Raw genomic sequence first — 16,168 nt, 5'->3', positions numbered from 1 at the left:
GAAAATAGGTGAATAAAATAAAAAAACCCGCTTTTCAGCGGGAGCATTACGGGTGTTTATTTTCAAGCGCTGCATTTGCAGGCACTTTTTTATTCGGTTTAAAGACGAAATAAGCGGCAAGCACACCGAAGGTAATGATACTTGTCAAAATGAGCTGTGGTCTCATTGATTCGATAAACAGCATCGATGCCAAGATGGCGCAAATGACCAAAATGGTAAAGTACGTGAGATATGGGAACAGCCACATTTTGATTTTGAGCTGCTCTGGATTTTCTTTTTCGATTTTACGGCGCATTCTTAATTGTGAAACAGCAATGACCAAGTAGACAAGAAGGGCAATGGCGCCGGATGCATTGACTAAGAACAAAAAGATGGTTTCAGGATAAAAGTAGTTCATCATGACGGCAATGTAGGAAAAGAAGGTGCCTGCGACTGTAGCCGCTACAGGAACACCACGTTTGCTGATTTTCATAAAGCGTTTCGGTGCTTCGCCTCTTTCCGCTAATGAATAAAGCATTCTGGACGTTGTGTACAAACCGGAGTTTAAGCAAGATAGAACGGCTGTTAAAACAATGACGTTCATGACTTGAGCTGCTGATGGGACGCCGATGTATTCTAATACCGCAACGAACGGGCTTGTTAAAATACTCGCTGAATTCCATGGAAGCAAGGTCACAACGACAGCGATGGATCCGACATAGAACACGATGATACGCCATACAACTGAGCGGGTAGCTGTTGTCACAGACTTGACTGGGTCTGCTGATTCTCCGGCTGCTATTGCCACAATCTCGGTTCCCATGAAGGAAAAGATGACGACGACAATTCCGAGTAAAACAGAGCTGAATCCATTTGGAAGGAAACCACCGTTCCCCGTTAAATTTGCAAGTCCTGCAGTATGATGACCGCCAAAACCAAAGATAAATGCAAAACCGATGAGTAGAAAGAGAATAATGCTGACGACTTTTATTAATGAGAACCAGTATTCAAATTCGCCAAAAGATTTAACAGAAAAGATATTCGTTAATGTTAAGAGGATAGTGAGGATAAGACTTGTGAGCCAAACAGGTGCATCTCCATACCAATACTGAATAATGGCAGCACCGGCAATGGCTTCGATGGCGATGACGATGACCCAGAAGAACCAGTAAAGCCAGCCAATTGTAAACCCGGCCCAAGGACCGATGGCATCACTCGCATATTGTGAGAAGGAACCGCTTGTCGGATAGGCGCATGCCATTTCTCCAAGCATTCTCATAATAAAGATCACCAGAAGTCCGGCAAAAGAATAGGAAAGAATGGCTCCAGGCCCTGCAGAATGAATGACAGCGCCGCTACCAACAAATAGCCCTGCGCCAATAACCCCAGCAATGGAGATCATTGAAATATGTCTTGTTTTCAGATTTTTTTGAAGACCGTTTGTCATGTTGGACATGTCTTTACCTCCAAACATTTCTCTTCATAGAGAAATTGTTTTTAGAATATTTTAAATTTTATCATACTGAATTATCATTCAGCATTGGACAGGTTATCAAACTGACATTTCAAACCTCTTAACATGATGTTAAAAAGTATAAAGGATTTGAGAGATTATGTTCCCTCTTTTTCCTCTGTTCATTCTTAAAAATAGCATAAGATAGGATGGGGAGAAGTTGTCTCTCAAAATAAAATTATTCTGACAATTTTCTAGAAAGAGTGATATTGCCAGATGTTCATCACAGAGTGAATTGGAAAAAGGTTGATGGGAGTAGGTCTTGAGGTCAATTGACCTTATAAAAATAAGTTTACTTAGGTCAACACATTTCTATGTATCCTATTTTGCTGACACAAGCGAATCATGTTGCTGTAGACCCACACGGGCTTTGCTTTGTAAGATAAATAATAGAAAAGTGATGTGTGAGGAGGCGCGGTTCGACATGGAGCGCTATAACGAATTAAGACAAGGTGAAACAGGTGCTTGGGTCAGCATCATTGCCTATGTGATCTTATCAGCGGTGAAACTTCTAATTGGGTATGTGTTTCATTCAGAGGCTCTTTCGGCAGATGGATTGAATAATACGACGGATATTATTGCATCCCTTGCTGTGTTGATTGGGCTGCGTATTTCTCAAAAGCCGCCTGATGAAGATCATCCATACGGTCATTTTCGAGCAGAGAATATTGCGTCTCTTGTGGCGTCCTTTATTATGATGCTTGTTGGACTTCAGGTTCTGCTGAGTGCGGGCCGGTCGCTCTTCTCATCTGAGCATCAAACGCCCGATATGATCGCAGCTTGGACGGCAGCAGGAAGTGCTGTGGTGATGTACGGCGTGTATATTTACAACCGCAATCTGTCCAAACGGATCAATAGCCAGGCTCTTCATGCAGCAGCAGCTGATAATAAATCAGATGCGTATGTGAGTATTGGAACATTTGTAGGGATTATCGCCTCTCAATTTCAGCTGGCATGGATTGATACGCTTGCAGCGTTTGTCATTGGCCTCATTATTTGTAAAACGGCGTGGGAGATTTTCAGAGATGCTTCTCATTCGTTAACGGACGGTTTTCATATAAAAGATATGTCCAAATATAAAGAGACCATTGAAGCAACACCTGGAGTGGGCGATTTGAAAGATATTAAGGCACGGTATCTCGGAAGTACGGTCCATGTGGATGTAGTAGTGGAGGTCGAGCCGCACTTGAACATTGCAGAAAGCCATGATATTGCAGATGAGATCGAACGTAGAATGAAGAAGGAACATGATATTTTACACTCTCATGTTCATATGGAGCCAGCAGGTGAGACAAAAGAAGAGAAGAAGTCTTTTCCATCGTGAGAAGGCTTCTTTTTTTCTACATGCTGATGTTTTATGCAAATGCGCGTTGTATGGTAAAGTTAGACTATATGAAATTTAACGGAAACGTGATAGGAGGATCAGGATGGCATTTGATGAACCAATGCATTCAGATTTACAAAAAATCGTAGATAACATCAATAAAGTCATGGTTGGGAAAAAAGATATTGCGATATTAAGCCTTGTTGCGATTTTGGCGAAGGGGCATGTGCTACTCGAGGATGTGCCTGGTGTTGGAAAGACGATGATGGTTCGTGCTTTGGCAAAATCGATTGGCTGTGAGTTTAAGCGAATCCAGTTCACTCCTGACCTTTTGCCTTCAGATGTAACAGGTGTGTCGATTTATAATAAAAAGACAAATGAATTTGAATTTAGGCAAGGACCGATTATGGGGGAGATTATTTTGGCTGATGAGATCAACCGGACCTCTCCTAAAACACAGTCGGCATTGCTCGAAGCGATGGAGGAAGGCAGTGTCACAGTGGACGGAGAAACCATGCCGCTTGCGGATCCTTTTTTCGTCATGGCGACGCAGAATCCAGTGGAATATGAAGGGACCTATCCGCTCCCAGAAGCGCAAATGGACCGGTTTTTATTCAAGCTGCAAATGGGGTATCCGACCATGCTGGAGGAGCTGGAGGTGCTCAATTTGCAGGAAAAGCAGTCCCCGATTAATACGCTCCAAGCAGTGATGACAAAGGATCATATCCATGCGTTGCAGCAAGCTGTTCAGACCATTCATGTGGATGCATCCATTAAAGAATATATTGTGGAAATCGCTCAAACGACGCGTCAACATCCATCTGTTTATTTAGGTGTGAGTCCAAGGGGATCGATCGCCCTCATGAAAGCGGCTCAGGCGTATGCACTGTTGAATCAGCGAGATTATGTGATTCCTGATGATGTACAGTATTTGGCGCCATATACATTGCCGCATCGAATGATTTTGACATCAGAAGCGACGTATGAAGGGAAGAAGGCGGAGACACTGCTGCGACAAATGCTTGAGCAAATTGGCGTGCCAGTTCAAAAGTCGATGACTCAATGAAGTCACGTCATCGTTTCGCTGTTTCATTATGGTTACGGGTAATGATGCTCATCATCCTCACTGCGGCAGTCTTTTGTTATGCCATGTTTCAGGGGGGGTTTGTGAGTTGGTTCCTTTTTTATGCATTTTTACCATATACTTTGTATGCTTTGCTGTTTGCGCTCATTCCGCTGCGAGCGACAGCCAAAAGGACATTACAGCAAACCCGCTTGAAGGCGGGAGACGTGCTGTCCGTTGACCTTGAAATCAAGCGGACAAATCCATTTCCATACGTTTACGTCTTGATTGAGGATGATCCGCCGGACACCTTTCATTTACAGGAACAAATTGAAATGAAGCAAATGCTGTTTCCTTGGTTTCGAAAAACGTGGCGTTTTTCCTATCAATTGAACGATGTCATGCGCGGGGAACATCATTTGGCAGCGGTTCGAATCAAAACGGGTGATATGTTTGGTTTTGTGGAGAAAGAAGTGATCATTCTGTTAGAAAAAAAGCTGCTTGTCTATCCGAAAATGCTGGATCTTCAGGTGGAGTCAGCTGAGTCAGCGAATGAAAATGGAGGCAAAGCGGTTCACTCGTGGTTCAATGAACCGACCCATGTGACAACAGGCGTGCGGGAATACCAGCAAGGAGACCGTTTTGCTTGGGTGGACTGGAAGACGACGGCTAGAAGGGATCAGCTGATGACGAAGGAATTTGAACAGAATCAAACAAAGGATCTTGTCGTGTTTGCTGATTTTACAGATGAAGCGGTTTTTGAGACCGTCGTGTCTATTACAGCTTCTGTTCTCCAAACGGCAGTGAAAAAAGGGGTGCCTTCAGGTTTTGTACCTCTAGGAGATCAGCATGCCTTTCGAGTGGATCAAGGAGAACTTCATTTACAGGACATGCTCTATTATTTAACAAGGGTGCAGCATCAACCTTCTCGCGCACAAGAATATAAGGCGTTAGCAGCGAGTGAGTACCAGCACTCTGGAAAATATGTCGTCACGGGTCAGCTGCAAGAAGAGCTTGCTGCGAGCCTGCTTGGAAATCGAAACAGAAAGAACATCACTGTTCTTTTAGTGAAGAGAGCTTTAGATCGATTCACGACAAAAGAAAAACAGCTTGTAGACCGGCTCAAGGCATCTGGAATACGCACGACCCTTTTATTTGAAGACCGGCTGCACGAAAGAACTGTGAGGTGACAAACATTTATGCTGCATACGCATCAGCGGCAAAGCCGTTTTGAGTTGTTCATCTATTATGCTGTAGCATTTCTGCTGCTTTGGGAGTGGCTTCGTCCGCTTCAAGATTTTACAGAGACGAGTCATACGTCTTATTTCATCATTTTTATAGGGCTTACGTGTTTGTTTACATTCTTTCGTTTGAAGTGGTATGTGACGTTTCCTATTTGTACTGGCATGATCTTGCTCGCCTTATATTTGATCTTTTATCAAGCAGAGCCAAGCTATCCGGCTGCATTATTTGCTGATATCAAAGATAATATCACCTTCATGAGCACAGGCATGTGGAGTGACATGTACCCCTCCTTCCGCACATTATTGTTTTATATTTTGCTGTGGCTGCTTGTCTACTTGCTTCATTATTGGGTGGTCTATCAGCAGCGTATCTTTTTCTTTTTACTCATGACGATTGTGTATGTCACGATTCTGGATACGTTTACGCCATATGATGCTGCCTTTGCGATCGTTCGCATTATGGTGTTTGGTTTTTGTTTGCTTGGGTTGCTGTATTTCGATCGACTGCGTTCGGCTGAAGGCATCCGGGTGTCACAGAAGGCGCGTCTAAAATGGTTTTTGCCCATGTTGGCGCTCGTTCTTCTATCAGCGGCACTCGGCGCTTCTTTGCCAAAGTCTGATCCGAAATGGCCTGATCCTGTCCCGTTTTTTAAGGCGGTGACGAATCAAGATAACGCAGCCGGGCAGAATAAGGTGGGATATAGTGCAGATGATTCGGCGCTTGGCGGACCGTTTAGTGAGGACCGCACACCGGTCTTTAAATGGAGCGGAAAGGAGCCGTCTTACTTTCGTGTCGAAACAAAAAGCATCTACACAGGAAAGGGCTGGGAGGATGCCTCAAATGATACAAAGCCTACTCGGCTAAAGGACGATGATGTGCCAAATCGTTGGTTTACCGAGCGTGTAAAAACAGAGGTGCACGAAACGAGAGTCGATATGGAATCTGACTATCGATTTAATCATGCCGTCTATCCAATTGGGACGATCACACTGATGCCAATGGAAAATATTCCGCTGCAAATGATGGGGAAAACGGAAAAAATTGTCCCATCCAGTCAAAATCCGCCGAAAAATTTAGGGAACTACCAAGTCACCTTCTTATCTCCTACATTTATCCTTGAGGATTTGCAGAGGATTAAAGTGCCAACAAAGAAGCAGGTAAATCAGGAGGTTGGCCGTGAATACTTGCAGCTTCCTTCCTCATTGCCAGAGCGTGTGAAGACGCTGGCAAACAGCTTAACGGAAACGAAGGATAATATGTATGATAAAGCCAAAGCGATCGAGGATTATTTAGGATCTGCGAAGTTTTCATATGAAACGCAAAATGTCGCTGTGCCTGGTCGTAATGAAGATTATGTAGACCAATTTTTATTTGATACGATGGTCGGCTACTGTGATAACTTTTCATCCTCTATGATTGTGATGCTTCGTTCGATCGGGATTCCGGCGAGATGGGTGAAAGGGTATACGTCAGGTCAGTTATATGAAACACAGATGGATGGAAACAATGTGTATGAAGTGACCAATAACAATGCGCATTCATGGGTAGAGGTTTATTTTCCAAACAGAGGCTGGGTCACCTTCGAACCGACAAAAGGATTTACGAACCCAGAGACATTTACGAATGAAGCCGTTTCAAGCGATCAAACGGATGATCAAAAGAAAGAAGATCAGCCTAGCTCTGATGCACGCGAAGATCAGCCGGCAGAACAGCCGCAGCAGCAGGAGACAGAGCAGCCGGCAGAACCAAAGAAACAAACAGCACAAGCAAAGCCAAGTATGGTGCATGTTGGTTCGATCTTGGGATTTGCGGCAGGATCTATGGTCCTTCTAGGGTTGATGAGCTGGCTACTTTATCGATTCAGAGCAAGATGGCTGCCATTCTTTATTGTGAGAAAGGTGAAACGTCTGCCAGAGGAGGAAGCATTCTTCTATGCGTATGCTGCTCTATTAAAGCAGCTGAAGCGCAGGGGAATTGAGAAAAAACCTGGCATGACGCTAAGAGAATTCGCTTCATTGATCGATGACAAGCATGGAGATCATCGCATGTCAGAGCTGACGCAGTTCTATGAGCGGGCACTCTATCGACGAGAGGATGCGTCGGTGCTTTGGCGGCAATCGGCAAAGTTATGGGAAAATTTAATAAACAGGAGATAGTCTTGACCCCGTACCTTCCTGTTGTTAGAATAGGTGAATATTAAAACCTTCTAAAATACATGAAATTGAAGCGTTCGGATGTGAGTCTGGGCGCTTCAAAAGCGTGATTCACACTGAGAGCAGGTTTTCTCCTCTCATTTTTTCTGTGCGTTTATAAAAAACTATATTGGACATAGAGGTGACACCATGACAAATTTAGTAAATGAAATGATTTTGGTTCTAGATTTCGGCAGTCAGTACAATCAGTTGATCACACGCCGTATTCGTGAATTTGGTGTGTACAGTGAGCTTCATCCGCACACTTTAACTGCTGAAGAAATTAAAGAAATGGCGCCTAAAGGAATTATTCTTTCTGGCGGACCAAACAGTGTTTATGATGAAGGATCTTTCCGCTGTGATGAAAAGATTTTTGATCTAGACATTCCGGTTCTAGGCATTTGCTACGGCATGCAGCTCATGACTCACTATTTAGGCGGGAAAGTAGAAGCGGCAAGCCAGCGTGAATATGGAAAAGCAGATATCCACATTAATGGAACGCCTGCTTTATTCAAAGATCTTCCGACTGATCAAGTCGTTTGGATGAGCCATGGTGACCTCGTTGTTGAAGTACCAGAAGGCTTTACAGTTGATGCAACAAGTGCACATTGTCCAAACTCAGCGATGAGCTTAGCTGAGAAGAATTTCTATGGTGTTCAGTTCCACCCAGAGGTTCGTCACTCTGAGTACGGAAATGACCTATTGAAAAACTTTGTCTTTGGCGTGTGTGACTGCGATGGCAAATGGTCAATGGAGAACTTCATTGAAATCGAAATGCAGAAAATCCGTGAAACAGTAGGCGACAAACAAGTATTGTGCGCATTAAGCGGCGGTGTGGATTCATCTGTTGTGGCGGTATTGATCCACAAAGCCATCGGCGATCAGCTGACATGTATTTTCGTTGACCACGGTCTTCTTCGCAAAGGCGAAGCAGAAGGGGTTATGAAGACATTTAGCGAAGGTTTCAACATGAACGTGATTAAAGTAGATGCGAAAGATCGTTTCTTAAATAAGCTAAAAGGTGTATCTGATCCTGAGCAAAAACGTAAAATCATCGGTAACGAATTCATCTATGTATTCGATGATGAATCGGACAAGCTAAAAGGAATCGACTACTTAGCACAAGGAACGCTTTACACAGATATCATTGAGAGCGGAACAGCAACGGCACAAACAATCAAATCTCACCACAACGTAGGCGGTCTTCCAGAAGACATGCAGTTCGAATTGATTGAGCCTTTGAATACGCTATTCAAGGATGAAGTCCGTGCCCTAGGTTCAGAGCTAGGCATTCCTGACGACATCGTCTGGAGACAGCCATTCCCAGGTCCAGGACTAGGTATCCGTGTACTAGGTGAAATTTCTGAAGAAAAACTAGAAATCGTCCGTGAATCGGATGCGATTCTACGCGAAGAAATTGCCAACTTCGGTCTTGAGCGCGATATCTGGCAATACTTCACGGTTCTCCCAGACATCCGCAGCGTAGGTGTCATGGGTGACGCAAGAACATATGACTACACAATCGGCATCCGTGCTGTTACATCTATTGATGGTATGACGAGTGATTGGGCAAGAATCCCTTGGGACGTGCTTGAAAAGATCTCAACTCGTATCGTGAATGAAGTGAAGCATATTAACCGTGTGGTGTATGATATTACGAGTAAGCCGCCTGCTACGATTGAGTGGGAATAGTTATAATAGAGCTAGAAACCTTTGTGTATCAAGGGTTTTTAGCTCTTTTTTATTTTTAACTGCACTTTTTCCTTCCATTTTAATGTGTTCATTCATCATTCCATCCCTTACACACATCAATCCATTGTGAATAACCGGAGTATTTTTCTAATTGTTTTATTGTTAGTTCAATAGCACTGTTACTGCTCCCGCAGGCTGGATAGACTGTCTCAAAACGTTTTAGTGACATATCTAAATAAACAGAAACGCCATTCTTTATAGCAAAAGGACATACTCCGCCAATTTCATGGCCGACCAAGTCAACGACCTCATTAGGAGAAAGCATTTTAGCTTTTGTTTTAAAATATTCCTTGAATTTTTTGTTATCAACTTTTGCATCGCCAGAGGTAACAACTAAAATAGCTTGTCCATTTACTAGAAAGGAGAGTGTTTTTGCGATTCTTTCAGGTTCGCAGCCCAATGCAGAAGCAGCCAAGTCTACGGTTGCACTAGATACTGAAAATTCTTGAATTCGAGTATCCATATCATATTGTTTAAAATAATCTTTTACTTTTTTGATTGACATGATGATTTCTCCTTTTTATTAGTATTGATTTTACATTTTCTCGATTTTAAAATTGTACTTTTAAGATAAGCGTCATTCATTCTGCTCATTCTAAAGCAATCTTTTCTTTTTCAAAGTAACAAGTACAGTCTCTCCAAGTGCTAATACAATAGAGTCATGATTATCATTATCTATTATTTAAACGATATTGATGTGGTGTTAGGTGATACTTTCTCTTAAATAAACGAATGAAATGCTCTACATTCTGATAACCAACGGCTGCCGCAATATCATCTATTTGTAAATGGCTACCAGTGATCATTTCGCAGGCTTTTTCCAATCTTATTTCTTGTCGAATCTCACTAAATGATTTGCCAAGCTTATGAGCTATATATTTAGACAGATAAGATTGTGAAAGGTTAAATTCCTCTGCCATCTCCTGAATTGTTATATGCTCACAACATTGCTGAATATATTGGAGCATTTGAATAATACGTATATCACTATATTGTTTGACCTGATTTACGTTTATATGACTTGGTTTGAATCTTAATAAGAGACATAATAATATCTCAAACAAATTATTCATAATCAACTGGTATCCAGGAAACCGATTGTAATTTTCTGTAAATAGTTGAAGAGAGCAGTCTAGCAAATTTTTATCCAAGCGACTATGGAAAATAAGAATATTTTTATTTTCTTTTATATACAATGCATTCAAAAAGAACTCTGAAATGACATTATTTCCTTTTAACATTTTAAAAAACACTTTTTGAAAAGTACTTTTACGGATCATGATTTGGATTGCGATTGTATTCTCCATTACAATTGGCTTGTGTGTTGTGTACGGTGGAATAAAGGCAATATCTCCTGATTGTAAAGCCATTTTTTTATCTTCCACTTCTACATACATTTCATTTTCCAGAACATAGATCATCTCAAAGAAATCATGGATAGCCGACAATTGAGGCATAAAACGGCTATACTTTCTCACTTCGATATCATTCTCCTGACCTAACCACATGGTATCCTCTTTTTCAAATTCATTCTGCCCTTTTAGCAAAAATTCTTCTATATATATTTGCTTATGCATGAAATTGTTTTTATCATAATCCTTCAAAAATAATTGCAACGATTGATTGTCATGCTTTTTCTGTTGGTATTGTTGATAAAAGATTTCTTGCTCGTTATATTCTCTTAAATATTGCATCGCTTCATGTTTTTCAAGTTTATCTTTTTCCATCTACATCCAAACCTCTAGTCTATTTACTGCAACCACCAGGGCCTTCACTGTTGCTTCTATAATATCTTTATCAATTCCAGCACCCCAATGCATTTTTCCTTGATATGAAATTCCAATCTGTGCACAGGCTTTTGCTTGAGAATCCTTGCCCAAAGAATTCTGTTCATAGACTTCCAAAACATACTCGAGATGAAAATATGCTTTTAACGCATTACTGATAGCATCTAAACTTCCAGTCCCAGTTCCTTGTATTTCAATTTGTTGATCATCTCTCAGCAGAGTTAAGGTGACTTCCTGCTTCTCTCCTTTATTGAATTGATAATCAAGCAGCTGGAAATGAGGGTGAAAATCAACATACTGCTTTTCAAAAATATGATATATTTCTTCGACAGACAATTCCCTATTTGTCTGATCAGATACTTTCTTCGCTTCATATCCCATGGCTTCATTCATTTTATAAGGAAGTTGAATGCCATAATTTGTTTCTAGTATATAGCCTATGCCGCCTTTTCCAGACTGGCTATTGATTCGAATCACATCCGTTTGATAATTCCTCCCCAAGTCAACTGGATCTACTGGGATATACGGAACGTCCCATTTATCAACATGATTTTCCTTTCTATATTTCATACCTTTAGATATAGCATCTTGATGTGACCCAGAGAATGCGGTGAATACCATTTCGCCAGAATATGGCTGTCTCTCATGAACAGTAATTTTGGTTAGTTTTTCATATTTTTTACGAATAGCTTCTAGGTGATTGAAATTCAATTTTGGATCATAACCTTGTGAGTACATATTCATCGCCAAGGTAATCAAGTCTACGTTCCCTGTACGTTCACCGATACCAAATAATGTACCTTCGACTCTTTCTGCGCCAGCTAGCACGCCAAATTCTGCATCACTCACCCCAGAGCCACGGTCATTATGAGGATGAACAGATAATGTCACACTGTCTCGGTAAGACAGATTTTTGTGTATATACTCAATCTGACTTGCAAAGATATGAGGCATTGAATATTCAACTGTTGTCGGAATATTGATGATCGCTTTATGATTTGGTGTCGGTTTCCAAATATCTAAAACACTCTTACAAATATCTAATGCATAATCAACTTCTGTTCCTGGAAAGCTTTCAGGACTATATTGAAAATAAATATCGCTTTCTGTTTTTTCGGCCAGTTCTTTTACTAAAATAGCTCCATCAATTGCAATTTGTTTAATTTCATCTTTTGATTTCTTAAATACTTGTCTGCGCTGCGCTTCTGAAGTCGAATTATATAAATGAACAATAGCTTTCGGTACCCCCTTAATTGCCTCGAAGGTTCGACGGATAATATGCTCTCTCGCTTGCGTGATAACCATAATCGTTACATCGTCTGGAATCATATTATGATCAATCAGTGTCCGTAATAGTCTAAACTCCGTATCAGAAGCAGCTGGAAATGCGATTTCAATTTCTTTAAAACCTATCTCTACTAGTAACTGAAACATTTCCAATTTTTCTTCTAAGTTCATAGGAATAGGTAATGCTTGATTTCCATCCCGTAAATCCACACTGCACCATATCGGAGCACTTTCTAATGTTTCTTTCTTTACCCAATCATAAGTAAGGTTCGGTGGCAAAAAGTATTTCTTTTCGTATTTTTTGTGGTTAAACATCATCGATTCCTCCTGTAATTGGAATATAAAAAAAGCCTATCATCTCCAAGATTGAACTTGGAGACGAAAGACTTCTTCTTACGCGGTACCACCCCTGTTTCATGATAACCATACATTATCATGCCCTTATTCGGATACAGATTGTTATATCTTATATCCTTCCCATATAACGGTGGGGTGCCGACCTTAACTACATCAATACTTTTCATTTCACTAAGGCTACTCTAAGGTGAGTTCCCTACCTTTTTGTTATTGCTTCTCATCAACCAGCAACTTTCTGAAAACATTTCGGCAAGTACTATTCCTTATCATCGCATTCTAATTTTTCTGATTTTTTCTATTATACCAAGTCTACAAAAAAGAGATAGTGATAGGGGTATCTTTTTCAATTGATTTTTTTTGTCCTATGGGTGTCTTATCTTCATTCTCAATTTTATTTTCTTTGAGCCCTTAACCATTCTATTTTTGTCATTTTGTTCTTATGAGGGATTAAAAATAAACAATCTTGTATTTATTCTACAATCATCCAGTTCCTATCTTTCTCTAAAGTCAAATCATACTGTGAGAATTGTGTCGCTTTGGTTGTCTCATCTAAATATTTTACTGTGACCCATATTTTTATTTGATTCTCTTTTTCTTAAAATACAGGATTGATTCATTCAGAAAAGGTATATGCTTGATTAATTAATGGCAAGGTATGATCTTTTACATAAAGTAGTGTCATAGGATACGATACACAATCGGCATCCGTGCCGTTACATCTATTGATGGTATGATGAGTGACTTGGGCAAGAATCCCTTGGGACGTACGTGCTTGAAAAGATATCAACTCGTATCGTCAATGATGTGAAGCATATTAATCGCGTGGTGTATGATATTACGAGTAAGCCGCCTGCCACGATAAAATGGGAGTAGGACGGATAACTTCATTTGAACTGGGAACGTGATTTATAAGGGATTAACCTTTTGAACATACAGTTCCCTACCAAAAAACCCTACCAGAAAATTTTGGTAGGGTTTTTTCATTATGAGCAATCCTTTGATATAAAAGTCTTTTTCACATTCTAATGAACTACTTTTGATTTAATGTGGTATCCCCGTCATATTCACCAAATAAAAATCCAAGGCCCAAAATATAGGTGAGTGAATTAACAGCGAACAATAAAATTGCACCAATCTTTTTCATGGCAATCAACCTCCTCCTTACAGCAGTTAAAATCATGAATTCTTCTTTCTGCTAGCCTTCAAAATTTAAATTCACTGGTTCATCCTCTAAATTATCTACAGTATTTTGTTCTGTCACTGGCACACTTTCATCTACAATTTTAAAACTAAGTTCGTCCATCCAAATTTGACCTGGACCTTGTAGTAAAATGCCAAACGCAATGACTTCACTTTTTACTGGAACATCTAGTACTACACTAAAATGATTCCATCCATTTGTTCCTGTGATAGGACGGTTCATCATATTGTCAAATGCAAGAACTTCACCTGAAGAGTGGTCAATCCTCATCCATAAACCAGCTGAGCCTTTCACATCTTCGCTTTTGACAAAAGCAGAAAATTGAAGACGTTCCCCTCTGTAACGCTCAGACTTAATTTGCTGCATCAATGTCGCGAAACCACGAGCTTTTTCATCCTTTGATTTCAGATAAGCGGAGTAAGTACCATTGTGTACAATTCTGTTATCCAAACCTGTATCATAGTCAGATGGGGTGTCCCCTGTCATAATCCAGCCAGTAGGTGTGTTCTGATTATCAGCCATAATTGTTTCCTCCTCATCAATCACATTCCTTAATAATTTCCGATAACGTGCGGGTGACATGTCATATATCTTCTTAAAGGCTCTAGTGAAGGATTCCTGTGAACTAAAACGATACTGCAATGCGATGTCAATCGCCCTTTGGTCCGTATGAATTAAATCCTTCGCCGCTTGGGTCATTCGACGTTCCCTAATATAATCAACAACTGACTTCTTAATCACTTTTTTGAACATACGGTGAAAGTGAAACCTAGAATAACCAGCGTGTTTCGCTAGAGTTTGAAGCGGTAATTCATCTTTCAGATGCTGTTCAATATAATTTAATGTTTTTTGAATCGTTTTCTCATGTTCTTGATAGGACAACCGAGCACCTCCTTGCCTTACGAGTTTAGTATAGCGGAAATGTTCTTTAGGAAACTTGACTTTTTGTGCTATGTTGCAATTTTAGAATGGACCTTCTAGCCCTAGGTTCAGGACTGGGTATCCGTGTACTGGGGGAAATTTCTGAAGAAAAACAAGAAATCGTCCGAGGAATCTGATGCGATTCTACGCGAAGAAATTGCCAGCTTCGGCCTTGAGATCGACAGCTGGTAATACTATACTTTTTTTACAGACTTCTGCTAAGCAGGGGAATTTATGGGTGCCACAAGAACATATGGCTACAAATTGGCTTCCGTGCTGTTAAACCTATTGATGATATGACGAGTGACTGGCCCTTGGGACTTGCTTGAAAAAATTTCAACTCGTATTGTGAGTGAAGTGAAGCATTAACCGTGGGGTATATAATATTACGAGTAAGAACTTCTGCTAAAATTCAGTGTGGGTAATAAATAGAAAAAGCGCGGAGCTCTTATTTTAAAGAATTTCTCCGAGCTTATTTAGTGATACCAGCTTTGATACTTTATTAATTAATAGGGAAATTTGAGATAAAAAGTTCTTTACCAATATTATCGTTTTTCTTTGAGTGAACTGTATATTTCCATGATTCCTGATTTATAAAAGTATTCTCATATGTATATATTTTTCTTGTTTCATAAGAATCATCAATAGTTAAAAGATATTTATGAGTTGTATTCTTTAGAGTTTCTGCTAATCTTAGATGGTCTTCATGAGTCATCTTACTAGTGTATAAACTATTTCCTTTTTTATAATAAGGAGGATCAATTACTAATAAAACATTTTCCCCTGGAAGTTTAATTATCTCTTCAAAATCTAAGTTTGTAATAGAGACCGATTTAAGTCTTTCACTCATTTTTTTTATTTTGCTACATAATCTTTCAGCATTCCATCTACAATCTATTGTATATTTAGATTTTTGTTCTATTCCACCCAAAGGGTTAGCAGAATATATACCTGAATAATTTGTTCGGTTAAAGAAAAGAAAATCAAAAGCAATATCCAAGTCACTAGTAGATTGAGTAGAGTTAAATCGCTTCTCAAGCCAAAGTTCTATAGTCGGTTGTGTATTAAGAATTTTTTCACATAATAAATCAGGATAGTCCTTTATCGTAGTTAAAAATGCATATACATTGTAATCTTTATCATTCAAAATATTTTTATCTACAATATGTTTGCCTAAGAAAATTGATCCACCCCCTACAAAAGGCTCTCTATATTCAATATGAGGAGTTTTAAAATATTTCACAAATTTACTTAAGACTTTACTCTTTGCACCAGGATATCTTAAAGGAGACAGGTTGTTTTTGATTCCGTAGAAATCTTTATAAATATTGTATTCATTTAAATTTAAAACTTCCAAAATAATGTCGTCTAAGTTTTGATCAGGTTGTTTATCATAGGCTCTAATTATTCTTTTAACATATTTATCGATTGTAAATGAATTGTTTGTATTAGTATAGTGTACATCAAATTTAGAGTATTCATTTTCTAAATGAGAGGTAATGACAGCTTTTAAATCTTTAAAGTTCATTATAACCCCCATAATTATA

11 protein-coding genes, 2 pseudogenes and 1 other annotated feature are annotated in these 16,168 nt (G+C 39.8%); of the genes and pseudogenes, 7 read left to right on the top strand and 6 right to left on the bottom strand.

Going from position 1 to position 16,168, the window contains the following annotated elements; all coding sequences use genetic code 11:
• Positions 1-46 precede the first annotated feature (46 nt).
• On the bottom strand, positions 47-1,435 hold the full coding sequence (gene gabP, locus C6Y02_RS12920) for a GABA permease (RefSeq protein WP_034664831.1): 1,389 nt from the start codon (positions 1,433-1,435) through the stop codon (positions 47-49).
• A 481-nt stretch (positions 1,436-1,916) separates the two neighbouring features.
• On the opposite strand from gabP, the gene C6Y02_RS12915 reads away from it, so the two are divergent.
• The 5 genes from C6Y02_RS12915 to guaA all read left to right on the top strand — a co-directional run bounded on the left by C6Y02_RS12915 (position 1,917) and on the right by guaA (position 9,008).
• Positions 1,917-2,816, top strand: a complete 900-nt coding sequence (locus C6Y02_RS12915) for a cation diffusion facilitator family transporter (RefSeq protein ID WP_060595662.1) — start codon at positions 1,917-1,919, stop codon at positions 2,814-2,816.
• A 103-nt stretch (positions 2,817-2,919) separates the two neighbouring features.
• On the top strand, positions 2,920-3,882 hold the full coding sequence (locus tag C6Y02_RS12910; RefSeq protein ID WP_106031421.1) for an AAA family ATPase: 963 nt from the start codon (positions 2,920-2,922) through the stop codon (positions 3,880-3,882).
• Positions 3,879-5,069 (top strand): DUF58 domain-containing protein, encoded by a 1,191-nt coding sequence (locus tag C6Y02_RS12905; RefSeq protein ID WP_106031420.1) that lies wholly within the window; start codon positions 3,879-3,881, stop codon positions 5,067-5,069. The genes C6Y02_RS12910 and C6Y02_RS12905 overlap by 4 nt, the downstream gene beginning before the upstream one ends.
• Positions 5,070-5,078: 9 nt before the next feature.
• Entirely contained in the window at positions 5,079-7,280 is a 2,202-nt protein-coding gene (locus C6Y02_RS12900) for a DUF4129 domain-containing transglutaminase family protein (protein ID WP_106031419.1), read from the top strand.
• Positions 7,281-7,466: 186 nt separating this feature from the next.
• The gene (gene guaA / locus C6Y02_RS12895) at positions 7,467-9,008 is read left to right on the top strand and encodes a glutamine-hydrolyzing GMP synthase (protein WP_060595666.1); all 1,542 of its coding nucleotides are present in this window, start codon (positions 7,467-7,469) and stop codon (positions 9,006-9,008) included.
• 88 nt (positions 9,009-9,096) lie between these two features.
• Here the strand turns inward: guaA and C6Y02_RS12890 are convergent, their stop codons facing one another.
• From C6Y02_RS12890 to C6Y02_RS12880, 3 genes are all read right to left on the bottom strand, one after another.
• Positions 9,097-9,573: a YbaK/EbsC family protein gene (locus tag C6Y02_RS12890; protein ID WP_106031418.1), complete on the bottom strand. Its 477-nt coding sequence runs from the start codon at positions 9,571-9,573 to the stop codon at positions 9,097-9,099.
• Between the two features lie 166 nt (positions 9,574-9,739).
• The gene (locus C6Y02_RS12885) at positions 9,740-10,795 is read right to left on the bottom strand and encodes a helix-turn-helix domain-containing protein (RefSeq protein WP_106031417.1); all 1,056 of its coding nucleotides are present in this window, start codon (positions 10,793-10,795) and stop codon (positions 9,740-9,742) included.
• Complete coding sequence (locus tag C6Y02_RS12880; protein ID WP_060595669.1) at positions 10,796-12,457, bottom strand: 2-isopropylmalate synthase; 1,662 nt, start codon at positions 12,455-12,457, stop codon at positions 10,796-10,798.
• Positions 12,458-12,513: 56 nt separating this feature from the next.
• Positions 12,514-12,778, bottom strand: a binding site (T-box leader).
• A 412-nt stretch (positions 12,779-13,190) separates the two neighbouring features.
• On the opposite strand from C6Y02_RS12880, the pseudogene C6Y02_RS12865 reads away from it, so the two are divergent.
• Positions 13,191-13,372: pseudogene (locus C6Y02_RS12865) on the top strand (GMP synthase (glutamine-hydrolyzing)); the annotation flags it as partial.
• Between the two features lie 322 nt (positions 13,373-13,694).
• Here C6Y02_RS12865 and C6Y02_RS12860 read toward each other — a convergent pair.
• Positions 13,695-14,582: a helix-turn-helix domain-containing protein gene (locus C6Y02_RS12860; RefSeq protein WP_106031415.1), complete on the bottom strand. Its 888-nt coding sequence runs from the start codon at positions 14,580-14,582 to the stop codon at positions 13,695-13,697.
• Between the two features lie 104 nt (positions 14,583-14,686).
• Between C6Y02_RS12860 and C6Y02_RS12855 the strand changes: the two are divergent.
• Positions 14,687-15,030: pseudogene (locus C6Y02_RS12855) on the top strand (GMP synthase (glutamine-hydrolyzing)); the annotation flags it as partial.
• Positions 15,031-15,123: 93 nt separating this feature from the next.
• Here the strand turns inward: C6Y02_RS12855 and C6Y02_RS12850 are convergent.
• Complete coding sequence (locus tag C6Y02_RS12850; protein ID WP_106031414.1) at positions 15,124-16,149, bottom strand: DNA adenine methylase; 1,026 nt, start codon at positions 16,147-16,149, stop codon at positions 15,124-15,126.
• Positions 16,150-16,168: the final 19 nt, after the last annotated feature.

It is taken from the genome of Bacillus sp. NMCC4 (assembly GCF_002998555.1).
In the GTDB taxonomy this organism is placed as follows: domain Bacteria; phylum Bacillota; class Bacilli; order Bacillales; family Bacillaceae; genus Bacillus.
This window is presented reverse-complemented; position numbering and strand designations above follow the sequence as displayed.

Coding starts and splice junctions, on each gene's coding strand:
- gabP (WP_034664831.1), bottom strand. CDS start 1,435: ATGTCCAACATGACAAACGGTCTTCAAAAAAATCTGAAAACAAGACAT.
- C6Y02_RS12915 (WP_060595662.1), top strand. CDS start 1,917: ATGGAGCGCTATAACGAATTAAGACAAGGTGAAACAGGTGCTTGGGTC.
- C6Y02_RS12910 (WP_106031421.1), top strand. CDS start 2,920: ATGGCATTTGATGAACCAATGCATTCAGATTTACAAAAAATCGTAGAT.
- C6Y02_RS12905 (WP_106031420.1), top strand. CDS start 3,879: ATGAAGTCACGTCATCGTTTCGCTGTTTCATTATGGTTACGGGTAATG.
- C6Y02_RS12900 (WP_106031419.1), top strand. CDS start 5,079: ATGCTGCATACGCATCAGCGGCAAAGCCGTTTTGAGTTGTTCATCTAT.
- guaA (WP_060595666.1), top strand. CDS start 7,467: ATGACAAATTTAGTAAATGAAATGATTTTGGTTCTAGATTTCGGCAGT.
- C6Y02_RS12890 (WP_106031418.1), bottom strand. CDS start 9,573: ATGTCAATCAAAAAAGTAAAAGATTATTTTAAACAATATGATATGGAT.
- C6Y02_RS12885 (WP_106031417.1), bottom strand. CDS start 10,795: ATGGAAAAAGATAAACTTGAAAAACATGAAGCGATGCAATATTTAAGA.
- C6Y02_RS12880 (WP_060595669.1), bottom strand. CDS start 12,457: ATGTTTAACCACAAAAAATACGAAAAGAAATACTTTTTGCCACCGAAC.
- C6Y02_RS12850 (WP_106031414.1), bottom strand. CDS start 16,149: ATGAACTTTAAAGATTTAAAAGCTGTCATTACCTCTCATTTAGAAAAT.